This is a genomic window from Duganella aceris (assembly GCF_011090165.1).
Taxonomy (GTDB): domain Bacteria; phylum Pseudomonadota; class Gammaproteobacteria; order Burkholderiales; family Burkholderiaceae_D; genus Rugamonas; species Rugamonas aceris.
Window position 1 is genome coordinate 170999 of the sequence record NZ_JAADJT010000006.1, and the last position, 14659, is coordinate 185657.

Genomic DNA, 14659 nt, shown 5'->3' on the forward strand with positions numbered 1-14659 from the left:
GGAAAATCTTATTCTGCCACAGGGAATTGCTAATTTTTTACTTTCTTCTTCTTTTCCGGCGCCGGCAGCTGGATCAGGCGGGTGCCGGTCAGCTTGTCGTGCAAGAACTGGCGGTCCTTGTCGAAGAAGGCCGTCAGCGACCACAGCAGGATGCCGGCCAACACCGCGCCCAGCGCTTGCCACTTGTGCAGGCCGAACACCAGGCATACCAACAGCGCCGGCAGCACCCACATCCAGCTCAGCAGGTAGCGCACGGCGGCGGTCTGCAACGACAGATGGCTGTGGCCGGGACGCACGAGCTTGAGGCGCCAGGTCTTCATCGCCAGGGTCTGGCCCTGACGGCTCCACTGATGGATGAAGTAGACGCCCAGCACCAGGAAGGCCAGCGCCTGCCGCATGTGCTCGATCAGCGGCGTGTGGCGCGCGCCGGTGGCCACTTCGAAAATCAGGAACGGCAGGAACAGCGCCGCGAAGGCCAGCAGCGACTCGTACACCATCGAAATCAGACGGCGCTTCACGGACGGGATGGTGACGGTCACCGGCGGATTATTTGACATTGCTGTTGACCGGAGGCGCGACCGGTGGAGCGGCTTGGGCGGGCGGCGCGGGCGTCGGCACCGGCGGCACCGGTGTGATGTTGGACGCGTTCGGCAGCGGGGCGTTCGGATCGGCGGCCGGCGCAGCGACCGGCGCGACCGGCGTCGCGACAGGCGCGGTGCCGCTGCTGCCGGCCGGCACCGTCGGCTTGATCGGCGCCACGGTCTTGACCTTGCTTTGCGCCGTGTTCGGCAGATTCGCGACCTGCTTCTTGACGGCGGCCTTGGCGGCCAGTTCCTTCTTCTGCTCGTCCGACAGCAACTGGTAGGATTCCCACGACATCGATTTCTGCGACGGATCGAGTTTCTGCGCGCGGGCGAAGTTCTGCCGCACCTGGCGCCGTTCTTCCGGCGTCATGCGCACCCACTCGCGCATGCGTTCCTGCACCCGCAGCTGCTCGTCCGGCTTCATCGCGGCGTAGCGCTTGACGATGCCCAGCCATTTTTGCTTGCGGATCGGTTCGATCTTGTCCCATTCGGCGGCCAACGGCTCCAGCGCCTGCTGCTGCGCCGGGGACAGATCCTTCCACATGATTTTTTCGGGCGGCTTGGCGGCGGCGTTCGCGCCGCCGATGGCTGAGGCGGCGGATTGCGCCGGCGCCGGTGCGCTACCGGACGCGTCGGACCGCGTCGCGACCCAGCCCGCGCCGGCCGCTGCTACCGCTAACACCGCCACTATTCCGGCGCCCCATCGTGCCCGACCGCTCCATGCCATAACTTATTGCTCGCTTTGGTTCAGATAGGCGTTGAAACCGTGGTCCAGGTAGGCCGACAGCGGCAGTTCGTCCGACAGCACGGCGGCGTCGATCTCGGCCAGATCGGCGATGCGTTCCTGCTGTTCGTACTGGTAGATGCCGATCAGGCCGCCGACCAGGGCCAGCAGCGGCAGAATCATGCCCATGCGGCCCAGCCACGCGAACGGTTGCGGCAGCAGCGAACCGCCGGCGGCGGCCAGCTCGGTCTTGGCGACGCGCACGCTCAGCGGCACGTCGACGTGCGCCTTCTTGCGGGCGAGCGCCATCTTGCGCGCCTGCGCCAGGCGGTCGGTGGTCGAGGCGGGCAGATCGTCCAGCGTCTCATTGAGCGCGTGACGCACCTTGTAAGCGAAGTTCAGATCATCGGTGTTCATAGTTTTATTCCCTTGGCTTTGAGCGCTTCGGCAAGCGTATGTGTTGCACGTGAGCAATGCGTTTTCACGCTCCCCTCGGAACATCCCATCGCTTCGGCGGTTTCGGCCACGTCCATATCCTGCCAATAACGCATCAGGAAGGCTTCTCGTTGACGTGCCGGAAGCTTTTGTACTTCGGCATCGATGAGTTCCAGCGTTTGCTGGCGCTCGACCTTGTCCGCGCTCGACTCGCTGGCCTCGCTGCCGTCCTCGGCCGCAAGCGATTCGAGTATATCAAAGTCGTCATTGTCGCCGCCTGACGGGGCCATGCCGGAAAACAGGCTGACCCAGGTGTTGCGCACCTTTTCGCGGCGGAAGTAATCGAGGATGGTGGTCTGCAGGATGCGCTGGAACAGCATCGGCAGCTCGGCGGCCGGCTTGTCGCCATATTTCTCGGCGAGCTTGATCATCGCGTCCTGCACGATGTCCAGCGCGGATTCGTCCTTGCGTACCGCGTACACGGCTTGTTTGAAGGCGCGCCGCTCGACGTTTTCGAGGAAGTCGGATAATTCTTTGTCTGTGGCCACGAGGAAGCGCCTGGCGGCGTTTTTTGAACTGAGCGCATGCTAGCAAAAATCGGGCGAATTTGCATGGTTTTACGTCAAAACCGGCTTGCCACGCACTATTAATTGGCGATTTTCCACTTTATGCTTGCTCAAAGTGGTGCGTCGGTGTACCGTATGGAACGCTTTGAACACCCCGAAGCTCTATGGTCTGGTCGCAGCAGGCACACAACGCCGCATTTCGACCGGACGCGCTTTCATATGTCAGCAGTTTGCTCTAACCCGTGCCACAAGCGCGAGAGGTACGCACAACCGCTACAGACAGATCCGGCCGAACGAGAGTTTGCGTTGAACCCTGCTTTGCACGCCACTACGGTTGGCGGAAGAGGCAGCGTGACCGCAAAAAAAAAGGGAAGCAGGGCAATGCTGTAGAGGTAGGCATACTTCGCGAGGAAAGAGCATCCGATCAATCTCCTATGGACCTTGAAAGGAATGTTTCATGAATACCGAAGCATCGTCACAACAATTTACCGGCGCGGAAATACTGGTGCGCTGCCTGGCGGAAGAGGGCGTGGAACACGTCTTCGGCTATCCAGGCGGAGCCGTCCTGTATATCTACGACGCCATCTTCAAGCAAGACAAATTCCAACACGTCCTCGTGCGTCACGAACAGGCCGCAGTGCATGCCGCCGATGCGTACTCGCGCAGCTCGAATAAAGTTGGTGTCGCGCTGGTCACGTCCGGTCCGGGCGTCACCAATGCCGTGACAGGTCTTTCCACCGCTTACATGGATTCCATCCCCATGGTCGTGATCTCGGGCCAGGTGCCCAGCCACGCCATCGGCCAGGATGCCTTCCAGGAATGCGACACGGTCGGCATCACGCGTCCGGTCGTCAAGCACAATTTCCTCGTCAAAGACGTCAAGGATTTGGCGGAAACCGTCAAGAAAGCCTTCTTCATCGCCCGCACCGGCCGTCCAGGCCCCGTGCTGGTCGACATCCCGAAGGATATCTCGATGCACAAGACGACCTTCTCGTACCCGAAAGAGGTCGAGATGCGTTCGTACAAACCGGTCGACAAGGGCCACTCCGGCCAGATCCGCAAGGCGGTGCAATTGCTGCTGCAAGCCGAACGTCCGATGATCTACACCGGCGGCGGCGTGATCCTGGCCAGCGCGGCGCCCGAGCTGAACAAGCTGGTCGACAAGCTCGGCTTCCCGGTCACCAACACGCTGATGGGCCTGGGTGCATATAAAGCGTCGAGCGAGAACTTCGTCGGCATGCCCGGCATGCACGGCACCTACGAAGCGAACATGGCGATGCAGCACTGCGACGTCCTGATCGCCATCGGCGCCCGCTTCGACGACCGCGTGATCGGCAACCCGAAACACTTCGCCTCGCATCCGCGCAAGATCATCCACGTCGACATCGACCCATCGTCGATCTCGAAGCGGGTGAAGGTCGACATTCCGATCGTCGGCAACGTCAAGGACGTGCTGATCGAATTCCTGGCCCAGCTCGACGCCAGCGACGCCAAGCCGAACGCGCCCGCCGTCAAGGACTGGTGGAAGCAGATCAACGAATGGCGTGGCAAGGATTGCCTGAAGTTCGCCACCTCGGACCTGGTCATCAAGCCGCAATCGGTGGTGCAGAAGCTGTGGGAAGTGACCAAGGGCGACGCCTTCATCACCTCCGACGTCGGCCAGCACCAGATGTGGGCCGCGCAGTACTACCCGTTCGACAAGCCTAAACGCTGGGTCAACTCGGGCGGCCTGGGCACCATGGGCGTCGGCCTGCCGTACGCCATGGGCGTGCAGATGGCCAACCCGGACGCGACCGTCGCCTGCATCACCGGCGAAGGCTCGATCCAGATGTGCATCCAGGAACTCGCGACCTGCAAGCAATACCATCTGACGCCGAAGATCATCATGCTGAACAACCGCTTCCTGGGCATGGTCCGCCAGTGGCAGCAGATCGACTACGGTTCGCGCTATTCCGAGTCCTATATGGACTCGCTGCCGAACTTCGAGAAGCTGGCCGAGGCCTATGGCCACGTCGGCATGCGCATTGAAAAACCGGGCGACGTCGACGGCGCGCTGCGCGACGCCTTCGGCATGAAGGACAAGCTGGTGTTCATGAACTTCATTACCGATCAATCGGAAAACGTCTGGCCGATGGTGAAAGCGGGCAAGGGGCTCTCTGAAATGCTGCTGGGTTCGGAGGACTTATAACATGCGACACATTATCTCTGTCTTGCTGGAAAACGAAGCCGGCGCGCTGTCCCGTGTCGTCGGCCTGTTCTCGGCCCGTGGCTACAACATCGAAACGCTGACCGTCGCACCGACCGAAGATCCGACCTTGTCGCGGATGACCATCGTCACCTCCGGCTCGGACGACATCATCGAACAGATCACCAAGCACCTGAACCGCCTGATCGAGGTGGTCAAGGTGGTGGACCTGACCGAAGGCCAGCACATCGAGCGCGAGCTGATGTTGATCAAGGTCCGCGCGGTGGGCAAGGAACGGGAAGAAATGAAGCGCACGGCGGACATCTTCCGCGGCCGCATCATCGACGTCACCGAGAAAACCTACACGATCGAACTGACCGGCGCCAAGACCAAGCTCGACGCGTTCATCGACTCGATCGACCGGGCTTCGATCCTGGAAACAGTACGCACCGGCGGATCCGGCATCGGACGCGGCGAACGCATCCTCAAAGTTTAAGCAACACGTACCCATAACGAATTTAATAGGAAATATCATGAAAGTTTTTTACGACAAAGACGCTGACCTCTCCCTGATCAAGGGCAAAAACGTAGCCATCATCGGTTACGGCTCGCAGGGCCACGCCCACGCGCAAAATCTGAGCGACTCCGGCGTCAACGTCACGGTCGGCCTGCGCAAAGGCGGCTCGTCGTGGAACAAGGTCGAGAAGGCCGGCCTGAAGGTTGCGGAAGTCAACGACGCGGTCAAGGCCGCCGACGTCATCATGATCCTGCTGCCGGACGAGAACATCGCCCAGGTCTACAACGAAAACGTCGCGCCGCACGCCAAGCAAGGCGCGGTGCTGGCCTTCGCCCACGGCTTCAACGTGCACTACGGCCAGGTCGTGCCACGCGCCGACCTGGACGTCATCATGGTCGCACCGAAGGCCCCGGGCCACACCGTGCGCGCAACCTACACCCAGGGTGGCGGCGTGCCGCACCTGATCGCCGTGTACCAGGACAAGTCCGGCATCGCCCGTGACATCGCCCTGTCGTACGCCTCGGCCAACGGCGGCGGCCGCGCCGGCATCATCGAGACCAACTTCCGCGAAGAAACCGAGACCGACCTGTTCGGCGAACAAGCGGTGCTGTGCGGCGGCGCGGTCGAGCTGATCAAGGCCGGCTTCGAAACCCTGACCGAAGCTGGCTACGCTCCGGAAATGGCGTACTTCGAATGCCTGCACGAGCTGAAGCTGATCGTCGACCTGATCTACGAAGGCGGCATCGCCAACATGAACTACTCGATCTCGAACAACGCCGAATACGGCGAGTACGTGACCGGTCCGAAGGTTGTGACCTCGGCGACCAAAGACGCGATGCGTCAGTGCCTGAAGGACATCCAGACCGGCGAATACGCCAAGTCCTTCATCCTGGAGAACAAGGCCGGCGCGCCGACCCTGATTTCGCGTCGCCGCCTGACCGCCGAGCACCAGATCGAAGAAGTCGGCGCCAAACTGCGCGCGATGATGCCTTGGATCGCCAAGAACAAGATGGTCGACCAGTCGAAGAACTAAGCTTTATCTTCGCAATGCAAAAGCCGGCGCAAGCCGGCTTTTTTTCGTTTTGTCGGAAGCGACTGGTTTAGGATAGGTAGAAGTCTGCTGCCCATGTCGGTGCAATACTTCATGTTATTTGCGGGCTTTGTATTGACGCTGGTGGCCGGCGTCGGCATTCTGCTGCGGCACAACTGGGCGCGCATTCTGTTCGTGGCGTGGAGCGTCGTCAGCCTGGCGATGGGTGTGGTGACATCGCCGGTGAAGATGTTGGCGATACAGTCCTCGCCGATTATCAAGACAGCCACAAGAAGACGCTATGAGCGGAATGCGGTGAACAGCGCAACCGAGGCGAACAGCGTCATCACACCGATGATCATGGCAGCCCATTCCGGCACCAGCATCTTGCCTTCCTCGTCGTAGGCCGGTCGGTCGTTGCTGAAAAATTCTTTAATGCCAATGGCCCGCGCGCGGTTGAACGAGACGATCGAAATTACAAACCGCCCGAGGCCGTACATCAGAACTTGCACGAAAAGTTCGAACAGACACCCTCCGATGAACGTCATCATGAACGCAGTCTCCTTGTTGAGATCGAATAATAACGGCCGTTTCATTATAAAATACTTAAGCCCCTTACCCCTGATATGACATATGGATGACCGAACTATGATCTCACCCGACGTGCGCGCCGAGATCCTTAGCCGGATCCGAAATGCCGAGGCCGAGCATGACGTGCGCGTCTTACTCGCCGTCGAGTCCGGCAGTCGTGCCTGGGGATTCGAATCGCCGAACAGCGACTACGACGCGCGTTTCATCTACGTCCATTCCAGGGACTGGTATCTGTCCGTGGGATTGGAAGAGCAGCGCGATGTCATCGAATATCCGATCGTCGATGATATCGATCTGAATGGCTGGGATGTGCGCAAAGCGTTGCGGTTGTTCTGGAAATCCAATCCGGCATTTGTCGAGTGGATTCAATCGCCAATCATTTACATTGAAAGCACCAGCTTCGCCGAGGATGTTCGACGACTGATGCCCGATGTCTACTCGTGGGAAAGTGGAATCCACCACTATCGCAGCATGGCCAAGACGAACTTTCGCGGCTATTTGAAGGGTGACTTGGTTCCGTTAAAAAAATACTTCTACGTCTTGCGCCCGTTGCTCGCGGTGCGCTGGCTGGAACGGTACGGTACTGCCGCGCCTATCGAATTTGGCAAACTACTGCACCTGATCGACGACCAGTTGCTGCTGGCGGACATAGATGCTTTGCTGACGCGCAAACGCGCCGCTCCGGAGATGGGCTCGGGCCTTCCCGTGGCGAGTATCAACGCTTACATAGAGCGCGAGTTGGAACGTGTCGAGACCCTCACACCGGCATCGTCTCCGCGCCGAGATATGCTACTCAGCCTGAATGACATTTTCCACCGGAGCCTTCAGCAGATGGCTGGTAATTAAATGGGGGTCAGATTTGACATTCGTACACGATCTCTGCCGTCGCGCGCATATCGTGGTCATTGACCATTGCTGAAATGCCAGAACGCACCAGCTCGTGTACGAATGGCAGACTTGACCCCCACTGTTGTTACAAACGCTAACCATCTCTTACTGGTGTGCGAGGTAAATTCGAGTAAAGTTTGCCTTGCCGTAATTTCAACCTGGAGCCCGCAATGACCGTCATGAAAAATATCGCCGCAGCCGCTGCTGTCTCCTTCGCTCTGGCCGCCCAAGCCGCGCCTTCCGACGCCGTGCCGACCGCCGGCACGCTGGTCGTGGTGCCGGCGTTCGGCGAAGTCACCCACGTCAACGACCAGGCCATCGCCACTCTCGCCATCGAAGAGCAGGACAAGGACAAGGCCGCCGCCGCTTCGCGCGTCAACGCGAAAATGAAGCAGGGCCAGGACATCGTCAAGAAGGCCGATCCGCAAGCCAGCCTGAAAACCCAGGGCTACTACACTTATCCAGTCTATCCGGAAGACCGTCCGCTGCCAGCCGGCCAGCAGCCGAAGCCGCGCGTGCCGACCGCCTGGCGCGTCGGCCAGTACCTGGAGGTCAAGACCACCAACCTCGACAACCTGTCGAAAACCGTCGCCGCCGCCCAGAAAGTGCTGACGCTGAATAACCTGCAGTTCGGCCTGACGCCGGAAACCACCCGTCAACTGGACGATCAGCGCATTGCCGTGACCTACAAGAACCTCAACGAGCGCATCGGCTCGATCGCCAAGGCCATGGGCCGCAAAGTCGGCGACGCCGTGATCGATACCGTCGATTTCGAAGGCTCGGGCAATTACGCCGAGGGCGGCCGCGCCGCGCCGGCGCCGATGGCGATGCGCATGGCCAAGGGCGCGATGATGGACAGCGGCGAAGTGGCCGAGCCGAGCTTCGAGCCCGGCGAAACCACGCTGCAGATGCAGGTCGTCGGCAAGGTCCGCTTCAAATAAGTAGACGCCGCAGCGGCGAGGTTTGGGGTAGAGTTTGCATTTGTGCTAACTTGGAGCCCCCGATGAAAAACCTCGCCGCCGCCGTCGCCCTCGCCGCTGCCGCATTCGCCGCGCACGCCGCCCCGACTGAATCCCTGCCGACCACCGGCACGCTGGTGGTGGTGCCCGCCTTCGGCGAAGTCAAGCACGTCAACGACCAGGCCACCATCACGCTCAGCGTCGAAGAAGTCGACAAGGACAAGGCCGCCGCCGCCTCCCGCGTCAATCTGAAAATGAAGCAGGGCCTGGAGATCGTCAAGAAGGAAGATCCGCAGGCCAGCCTGAAAACGCAGGGCTACTACACCTACCAGGTCTATCCGGAAGAGACCGCGCCGCAACCCGGCCAGAGCCGCAAGCCGCGCGTGCCGACCGCCTGGCGCGTCGGCCAATCGCTGCAGGCGATCACCACCAATATCGCCGGCCTGCCGAAGACCGTCGCCGCCGCGCAGCGCATTCTGGCGCTGAACAATCTGCGCTTCGGCCTGACGCCGGAAACCACCCGCAAGCTCGACGACCAGCGCATCGCCGCCACCTACGCCAACCTCACCGAACGGGTGCGCTCGATCGCCAACGCCATGGGCCGCCAGGTCGGCGACGCCGTGGTCGACACGGTCGACTTCGAAGGCTCGGGCAACTTCGCCGACCGCGTCACCGTGGCCGGCGCCGCCCGCGCGCCGATGGCGATGCTGGCCAAAGGCGCCGATACCGTCGAGGAGCCCAGCTTCGAACCGGGCGAAACCACGCTGCAAATGCGACTGGTGGGCAAAGTGCGCTTCAAGTAAGCAAATGTGGGCAGAATAGGGTCCGCCCTCTATAATGATGGCGCAATAACCAGATAAATCAGAAATGGAACCCTATGGCCAAATTCCCCCGTCGCCGCGCCAAGAATGGTGTAGTCCAAGCCAAACTGCCGAAGACCTCCCGTTTCAGCCGCTTCGCCCGCCGGGCGCGGGGTGAGGATCTCGACCGGCCGCGCCATCGCGGGATTTATTTGCTGCCGAACGCGTTCACCACCGCCGCGCTGTTCTGCGGCTTCTACGCCATCGTGATGGCGATGAACCAGAAATTCGAACACTCGGCCTGGGCCATCTTCATCGCCATGGTGCTCGATGGCCTCGACGGCCGCGTCGCCCGCCTGACCAATACCCAGAGCGAATTCGGCGCGCAGTACGACTCGCTGTCCGACATGGTGTCGTTCGGCGCCGCGCCGGCGCTGGTGATCTATGAATGGTCGCTGCGCGGCTTGGGCAAGCTGGGCTGGATCGCCGCGTTTGTCTACTGCGCCGGCGCCGCCTTGCGCCTGGCGCGCTTCAATACCAACATCGAAGTGGTCGACAAGCGCTTCTTCCAGGGCATGCCGTCGCCGTCGGCCGCCGCGATCGTGGCCGGCTTCATCCTGCTGATGGTGGACCAGGAGGTGTCCGGCCTGGAGCTGCGCTGGGTATCGTGGAGCCTCGCCGTGTTCGCCGGCCTGACCATGGTGACCAACGTGCCGTTCTACAGCTTCAAGGACGTCAACTTCCGCAAGTCGGTGCCGTTCATTGCGGTGTTTTTGATCGCGCTGGTGTTCGCGCTGGTGTCGATCGATCCACCGAAGGTGCTGTTCCCGATCTTTATCGCCTATGGCCTGTCTGGCTACGCGGTGTCGGTATGGCGGCTGGCCAAGGGCAAGAAGGTCAGCCTGATCCAGGTCGACGAAGAAACCGACGACCCGAGCGAACGCCGCTAACAAGAAGAGGGCGGTAGGCCCTGAGAATTCAAGCAACGAAGCATCTGCCACGGAGCTATCATGAGCAACTCATCCAACCGCCTGATCATTTTCGACACCACGCTGCGCGACGGCGAGCAATCGCCCGGCGCATCGATGACCAAGGATGAAAAAGTCCGCATCGCCAAGCAGCTGGAGCGCTTGCGCGTCGACGTCATCGAGGCCGGCTTCGCTGCCGCCTCGCAGGGCGACTTCGAATCCATCAAAGCCATCGCCACGGCGGTGCGCGAATCGACTATCTGCTCGCTGTCGCGCGCCAACGACCGCGACATCGCCCGCGCCGCCGAAGCGCTGGCGCCGGCCGAGCGCAAACGCATCCACACCTTCATCGCCACCTCCAAGCTGCACATGGAGATGAAGCTGCGCATGCTGCCCGACCAGGTGCTGCTGCAGGCGAAGAACGCGGTGCGCTTCGCGCGCCAGTTCACCGACGATATCGAATTCAGTCCCGAGGACGGCAGCCGTTCGGACGAGGACTTCCTGTGCCGCGTGCTCGAAGGCGTGATCGACGAGGGCGCGACCACCATCAACTTCCCCGACACCGTCGGCTACGCGGTGCCGGAGATTTTCGGCGAGACCATCCGCCGCCTGCGCGAGCGCATCCCCAACTCCGACAAGGCCGTATGGTCGGTGCACTGCCATAACGATCTTGGGCTGGCGGTGGCCAACTCGCTGGCCGGCGTGATGATCGGCGGCGCGCGCCAGATCGAATGCACCATCAACGGCCTGGGCGAACGTGCCGGCAACACCGCGCTGGAGGAGGTGGTGATGGCGCTGCGTACGCGCGGCGGCTACTACAATCTGGAAGTCGGCATCGACACCACGCAGATCGTCGCCGCCTCCAAGATGGTGTCGCAGATCACCGGCTTCGCGGTGCAGCCGAACAAGGCGGTGGTCGGCGCCAACGCCTTCGCGCACGCTTCCGGCATCCACCAGGACGGCATGCTGAAATCGCGCGAGACGTACGAGATCATGCGCGCCGAGGACGTCGGCTGGCACGCCACCAAGATCGTGCTGGGCAAGCTGTCCGGCCGCAACGCCTTCAAGCAGCGCTTGCAGGAACTGGGCGTGGAGATGGAATCGGAGGCCGACGTCAATACCGCCTTCACCCGCTTCAAGGAGCTGGCCGATCGCAAGTCCGACATCTTCGACGAAGACATCCTGGCGCTGCTGTCGGACGAGCAGCAATCGCAGGAGAGCGAACATTACCGCTTCATCTCGCTGTCGCAGCGCTCCGAAACCGGCGACACGCCGAGCGCGAAAGTGGTGTTCAACATCGACGGCGAGGAGCACATCTCGGAAGGCAAGGGCGACGGCCCGGTCGACGCCACCGTCAACGCCATCGAAGCGGAGGTCGGCAGCGGCGCGGAGCTGGTACTGTTCTCGGTCAACGCGATCAGCACCGGCACCCAGTCGCAGGGCGAGGTGACGATGCGCTTGTCGAAAGAGGGCCGCATCGTCAACGGCGTCGGCGCCGATCCCGATATCATCGTGGCGTCGGCCAAGGCCTATTTGTCGGCGCTGAACAAACTGCACTCGAAGATCGAGCGCGTCAACCCGCAACCGTAAATGAGCAAACACTTCGATGTGGTGGCGCTGGGCGAGGCCATGGTGGAATTCAACCAGGGCACGCCGGGCGAGCCGATGTACCGCCAGGGCTTCGGCGGCGACACCTCCAACGCCGTGATCGCGGCCTCGCGCCAGGGCGCGCGCACCGCCTACCTGAGCCGCGTCGGCGACGACCATTTCGGCCGTATGCTGCTGGACTTGTGGCAGGCCGAAGGCGTCGATACCGGCGCCGTCGCGCGCGATCCGCAAGCGCCGACCGGCCTGTATTTCGTCAATCATGGTCCCGAAGGCCACGCCTTCAGCTACCTGCGCGCCGGCTCCGCCGCCAGCCGCATGCACGCGCGGACGATGGACCTGCGCGCGGTCGCCGATACGCAATGGCTGCACTTCTCCGGCATCTCGCAAGCGATATCGGCCGGCGCCTGCGACACGGTGTTCGCCGCCATCGACGCCGCGCGCGCCGCCGGCGCCAAGGTCAGCTTCGATCCGAACCTGCGCTTGTCGCTATGGCCGCTGGCGCGGGCGCGCGCCGTCATCGGCGCCACCATCGGCATGACCGATCTGTTCCTGCCGAGCCAGGACGAAGCGGTGGCGCTGGCCGGCACCGACGACGTGCCGGCGGTGTTCGCCTGGTGCCGCGCGCAGGGCGCGCAAACAGTGGTGCTTAAATGCGGCAAGGCCGGTGCGTGGTATGCGTCGCCGGGCGAAGCGCCGCAACTGGCCGCCGCCAAGGTGGTGCAGGCGCTCGACGCCACCGGCGCCGGCGATTGCTTCGACGGCAGCCTGCTGGCGCGCCTCGCCGCCGGTGACACGCTGGCCGACGCGGTCCGCTACGCCAACGCCAGCGCCGCGTTGTCGACGCTGGGCCACGGCGCGGTCGCCCCGATCCCGAGCGCCGCGCAGGTGCGCGCCGCGCTGGCGTGAACGGAATGCTTCGGCGCATACCGAAGCATTCGCGCATTCTAAAAGCTATCTTGTCGGCTCACCCAATCAACAAGGAGCCCTCATGACCATCACCTGCTTTATCCGCTACGAGATCGATCCGTTCCAGCGCGACGCCTTCCGCACCTATGCCGAGAACTGGGGCCGCATCATCCCGCGCCTCGGCGGCCAGTTGCTGGGCTACTTCATGCCGCACGAAGGCAGCAACTACGAGGCATGGGGTCTGGTCGGCTTCGATTCGCTGGCGGCCTACGAATCCTATCGGGCCAGGCTGCGCAGCGATGTGGAGGCGAAGGAGAATTTCGCCAGCGCCCAGCGGCAGCGCTTCATCCTGCGCGAAGAACGCACCTTCGTCGAAGCGGTCGAAGGCACTTTCCTCAAGGCGCCGATATGAATCCGACGCCGCAGCCGCGCTTCGCCCGCGTCGCGGCGGCGATCGGCGATCCGACGCGGGCGCTGATGCTATCGCGCCTGCTGGACGGACGTTTCTACACCGCGACCGATCTGGCGCAACATGCGGGCGTGTCGGCGCCGACCGCGTCGCAGCACCTGAAGCTATTGGTGGATGAGGGCCTGGCCCGCGTACGCGCACAAGGGCGGCACCGCTACTACATGCTCGCCGACGGCAACGTGGCGCACGCGCTGGAAGCGCTGTTGCGCGTCGCCGACGGCGCGTTGCCGGAAACGGTGCGCTGGCAAGCGCCGGCGATGCGCGGACTGCGTCACGCGCGCAGCTGCTACGGCCATCTGGCCGGCGTGCTGGGCGTCGATCTGTGCCGGTGCTTTATCGAGAACGGCTGGGTCCAGCCGACCGAAGGCGACGGCCACGATTACCCGCTGACGCCAGCCGGCGCCGAACAACTGCGCAAGCTCGGCGTGACCCCGCACGAAGGCGCGCGGCAGCTCTACGGGTGCGTGGACTGGTCGGAACGGAGGGATCACTTCGCCGGCCCGCTGGCCGTCGCGCTGCTCGACAACTTCATCGACCAGGGATGGCTGCGCCGCAGCGACGACACGCGCGCGCTGGAACTGACGTCCAGCGGCGCGTCGGGACTGACTGCCTTGCTTAGAAGCGGAACTTGACGTAGGCGGCCGGGCCGTTCAGACGCAGGTTCAGATCCTGGTTGCTGCGCTCGCGGCTCAGGCTGATCTTGGTGGCGCTGTATTCCGCCACCACGCCGATGGCCGGCGTCACGAACCATTCGACGCCGATGGCGCCGCTGTAGATGTGACCGTTCAAGCTGCCGCCGTTTTTCTTGATGCCGGAAGCGTCGACATACATGCGCACGTCCTTCGAGAACGCGTGACGCCAGCCCAGTTCCACCAGCGGCGCGAAAGCGCTTTCGCTTTCCGAATAGGATCCGTTGCCGCTGACGCCGTTCAGCACGCCGCTGGCCGTACCTTCCAGCTTGGCGTGGTAATAGGCTGCGCCGGCGCCAACGCCGAACACGTCGTTGCCGCTGCCGATCCACCATTTATAGGCCAGGTTGGCCAGGTCCAGTTTCAGCTTGGCGTCCAGCTTGCCGTTGCCGCTCAGCGGCACGCCGTTCTGGTTGGTGCTGCCGCTCAGCGACGGATCGTAGGTCTTGTCGTAGCGGTAGTAGTCGAAGTCCAGGCCTTGCGTATCGCCCAGCAGCACCGACGCCTTGGCGCGCGGCAGCGTGACGCGGTCGCCTTTGTAGGTGCCGCTGTCGATGTGGCCGTAGTTGGTGTCGCCCTCGTAGCTGATGTGCGGATCGGCGTAGAACGCGCCGGCCGACAGACTGGCGCGGTCCAGCGCCGGCGAAGGATCGGCCCAGGCCATGGCGGTAACGGTGCTCAATGCCAGCAAGGTGGCGGCGTAGATGGCGTGGCGGGCGGGGGGCGTGCGTAAAGACATT

17 protein-coding genes are annotated in these 14659 nt (G+C 62.7%); 11 read left to right on the forward strand and 6 right to left on the reverse strand.

The features are described 5' to 3' along the window. Positions 1–29: 29 nt before the first annotated feature. Genes GW587_RS14575 through GW587_RS14590 form a run of 4 tightly spaced genes read right to left on the reverse strand, consistent with a single transcriptional unit; the run spans position 30 to position 2291 of the window. Complete coding sequence (locus tag GW587_RS14575; RefSeq protein WP_166104213.1) at positions 30–557, reverse strand: RDD family protein; 528 nt, start codon at positions 555–557, stop codon at positions 30–32. Next, entirely contained in the window at positions 547–1266 is a 720-nt protein-coding gene (locus tag GW587_RS14580; protein ID WP_371875595.1) for a DUF3106 domain-containing protein, read from the reverse strand. Before GW587_RS14580 ends, GW587_RS14575 begins: the two co-directional genes overlap by 11 nt. A 48-nt stretch (positions 1267–1314) precedes the next feature. Then, positions 1315–1725, reverse strand: coding sequence for a DUF3619 family protein (locus GW587_RS14585; RefSeq protein WP_166104218.1), 411 nt, complete (start codon positions 1723–1725; stop codon positions 1315–1317). Beyond that, entirely contained in the window at positions 1722–2291 is a 570-nt protein-coding gene (locus tag GW587_RS14590; protein WP_166104221.1) for an RNA polymerase sigma factor, read from the reverse strand. The genes GW587_RS14585 and GW587_RS14590 overlap by 4 nt, the downstream gene beginning before the upstream one ends. A 475-nt stretch (positions 2292–2766) precedes the next feature. On the opposite strand from GW587_RS14590, the gene GW587_RS14595 reads away from it, so the two are divergent. The 3 genes from GW587_RS14595 to ilvC are packed head-to-tail and all read left to right on the forward strand — an operon-like array spanning position 2767 to position 6044. Next, the gene (locus GW587_RS14595; protein ID WP_166104224.1) at positions 2767–4497 is read left to right on the forward strand and encodes an acetolactate synthase 3 catalytic subunit; all 1731 of its coding nucleotides are present in this window, start codon (positions 2767–2769) and stop codon (positions 4495–4497) included. 1 nt (position 4498) lies between these two features. Beyond that, on the forward strand, positions 4499–4990 hold the full coding sequence (gene ilvN, locus GW587_RS14600) for an acetolactate synthase small subunit (RefSeq protein ID WP_166104228.1): 492 nt from the start codon (positions 4499–4501) through the stop codon (positions 4988–4990). Between the two features lie 37 nt (positions 4991–5027). After that, the gene (gene ilvC / locus GW587_RS14605; protein ID WP_152803115.1) at positions 5028–6044 is read left to right on the forward strand and encodes a ketol-acid reductoisomerase; all 1017 of its coding nucleotides are present in this window, start codon (positions 5028–5030) and stop codon (positions 6042–6044) included. A gap of 296 nt (positions 6045–6340) precedes the next feature. Here the strand turns inward: ilvC and GW587_RS14610 are convergent, their stop codons facing one another. Beyond that, complete coding sequence (locus GW587_RS14610) at positions 6341–6592, reverse strand: hypothetical protein (RefSeq protein ID WP_166104231.1); 252 nt, start codon at positions 6590–6592, stop codon at positions 6341–6343. Between the two features lie 97 nt (positions 6593–6689). Between GW587_RS14610 and GW587_RS14615 the strand changes: the two genes are divergently transcribed. From GW587_RS14615 to GW587_RS14650, 8 genes are all read left to right on the forward strand, one after another. Further along, a complete protein-coding gene (locus GW587_RS14615; protein WP_166104234.1) occupies positions 6690–7478 on the forward strand; it encodes a nucleotidyltransferase domain-containing protein in 789 nt (262 codons plus the stop codon). 212 nt (positions 7479–7690) lie between these two features. Further along, entirely contained in the window at positions 7691–8461 is a 771-nt protein-coding gene (locus GW587_RS14620; RefSeq protein ID WP_166104236.1) for an SIMPL domain-containing protein, read from the forward strand. 62 nt (positions 8462–8523) lie between these two features. Then, on the forward strand, positions 8524–9282 hold the full coding sequence (locus tag GW587_RS14625) for an SIMPL domain-containing protein (RefSeq protein WP_166104238.1): 759 nt from the start codon (positions 8524–8526) through the stop codon (positions 9280–9282). Positions 9283–9356: 74 nt separating this feature from the next. Then, on the forward strand, positions 9357–10229 hold the full coding sequence (pssA, locus tag GW587_RS14630; protein WP_166104241.1) for a CDP-diacylglycerol--serine O-phosphatidyltransferase: 873 nt from the start codon (positions 9357–9359) through the stop codon (positions 10227–10229). 60 nt (positions 10230–10289) lie between these two features. Then, positions 10290–11837, forward strand: a complete 1548-nt coding sequence (locus tag GW587_RS14635) for a 2-isopropylmalate synthase (RefSeq protein ID WP_166104244.1) — start codon at positions 10290–10292, stop codon at positions 11835–11837. Further along, positions 11838–12761 carry a sugar kinase gene (locus GW587_RS14640; RefSeq protein WP_166104247.1) on the forward strand — a complete coding sequence of 308 codons (924 nt, stop codon included), beginning with the start codon at positions 11838–11840 and terminating at the stop codon, positions 12759–12761. Positions 12762–12843: 82 nt separating this feature from the next. After that, the gene (locus tag GW587_RS14645; RefSeq protein WP_166104249.1) at positions 12844–13173 is read left to right on the forward strand and encodes an NIPSNAP family protein; all 330 of its coding nucleotides are present in this window, start codon (positions 12844–12846) and stop codon (positions 13171–13173) included. Next, positions 13170–13862, forward strand: coding sequence for an ArsR/SmtB family transcription factor (locus tag GW587_RS14650; RefSeq protein WP_166104252.1), 693 nt, complete (start codon positions 13170–13172; stop codon positions 13860–13862). The genes GW587_RS14645 and GW587_RS14650 overlap by 4 nt, the downstream gene beginning before the upstream one ends. Here GW587_RS14650 and GW587_RS14655 read toward each other — a convergent pair. Continuing rightward, positions 13846–14658, reverse strand: coding sequence for a porin family protein (locus GW587_RS14655; protein WP_166104255.1), 813 nt, complete (start codon positions 14656–14658; stop codon positions 13846–13848). The two genes, GW587_RS14650 and GW587_RS14655, sit on opposite strands and share 17 nt — an antisense overlap. Position 14659 lies beyond the last annotated feature (1 nt).

Excerpts from the sequence above, each read along its gene's own strand:
- ilvC (WP_152803115.1), top strand. The coding sequence starts at position 5,028 with ATGAAAGTTTTTTACGACAAAGACGCTGACCTCTCCCTGATCAAGGGC.
- GW587_RS14615 (WP_166104234.1), top strand. The coding sequence starts at position 6,690 with ATGATCTCACCCGACGTGCGCGCCGAGATCCTTAGCCGGATCCGAAAT.
- GW587_RS14625 (WP_166104238.1), top strand. The coding sequence starts at position 8,524 with ATGAAAAACCTCGCCGCCGCCGTCGCCCTCGCCGCTGCCGCATTCGCC.
- GW587_RS14575 (WP_166104213.1), bottom strand. The coding sequence starts at position 557 with ATGTCAAATAATCCGCCGGTGACCGTCACCATCCCGTCCGTGAAGCGC.
- GW587_RS14635 (WP_166104244.1), top strand. The coding sequence starts at position 10,290 with ATGAGCAACTCATCCAACCGCCTGATCATTTTCGACACCACGCTGCGC.
- GW587_RS14640 (WP_166104247.1), top strand. The coding sequence starts at position 11,838 with ATGAGCAAACACTTCGATGTGGTGGCGCTGGGCGAGGCCATGGTGGAA.
- GW587_RS14655 (WP_166104255.1), bottom strand. The coding sequence starts at position 14,658 with ATGTCTTTACGCACGCCCCCCGCCCGCCACGCCATCTACGCCGCCACC.
- GW587_RS14645 (WP_166104249.1), top strand. The coding sequence starts at position 12,844 with ATGACCATCACCTGCTTTATCCGCTACGAGATCGATCCGTTCCAGCGC.
- GW587_RS14595 (WP_166104224.1), top strand. The coding sequence starts at position 2,767 with ATGAATACCGAAGCATCGTCACAACAATTTACCGGCGCGGAAATACTG.
- GW587_RS14585 (WP_166104218.1), bottom strand. The coding sequence starts at position 1,725 with ATGAACACCGATGATCTGAACTTCGCTTACAAGGTGCGTCACGCGCTC.
- ilvN (WP_166104228.1), top strand. The coding sequence starts at position 4,499 with ATGCGACACATTATCTCTGTCTTGCTGGAAAACGAAGCCGGCGCGCTG.
- GW587_RS14610 (WP_166104231.1), bottom strand. The coding sequence starts at position 6,592 with ATGATGACGTTCATCGGAGGGTGTCTGTTCGAACTTTTCGTGCAAGTT.
- GW587_RS14650 (WP_166104252.1), top strand. The coding sequence starts at position 13,170 with ATGAATCCGACGCCGCAGCCGCGCTTCGCCCGCGTCGCGGCGGCGATC.
- GW587_RS14620 (WP_166104236.1), top strand. The coding sequence starts at position 7,691 with ATGACCGTCATGAAAAATATCGCCGCAGCCGCTGCTGTCTCCTTCGCT.
- pssA (WP_166104241.1), top strand. The coding sequence starts at position 9,357 with ATGGCCAAATTCCCCCGTCGCCGCGCCAAGAATGGTGTAGTCCAAGCC.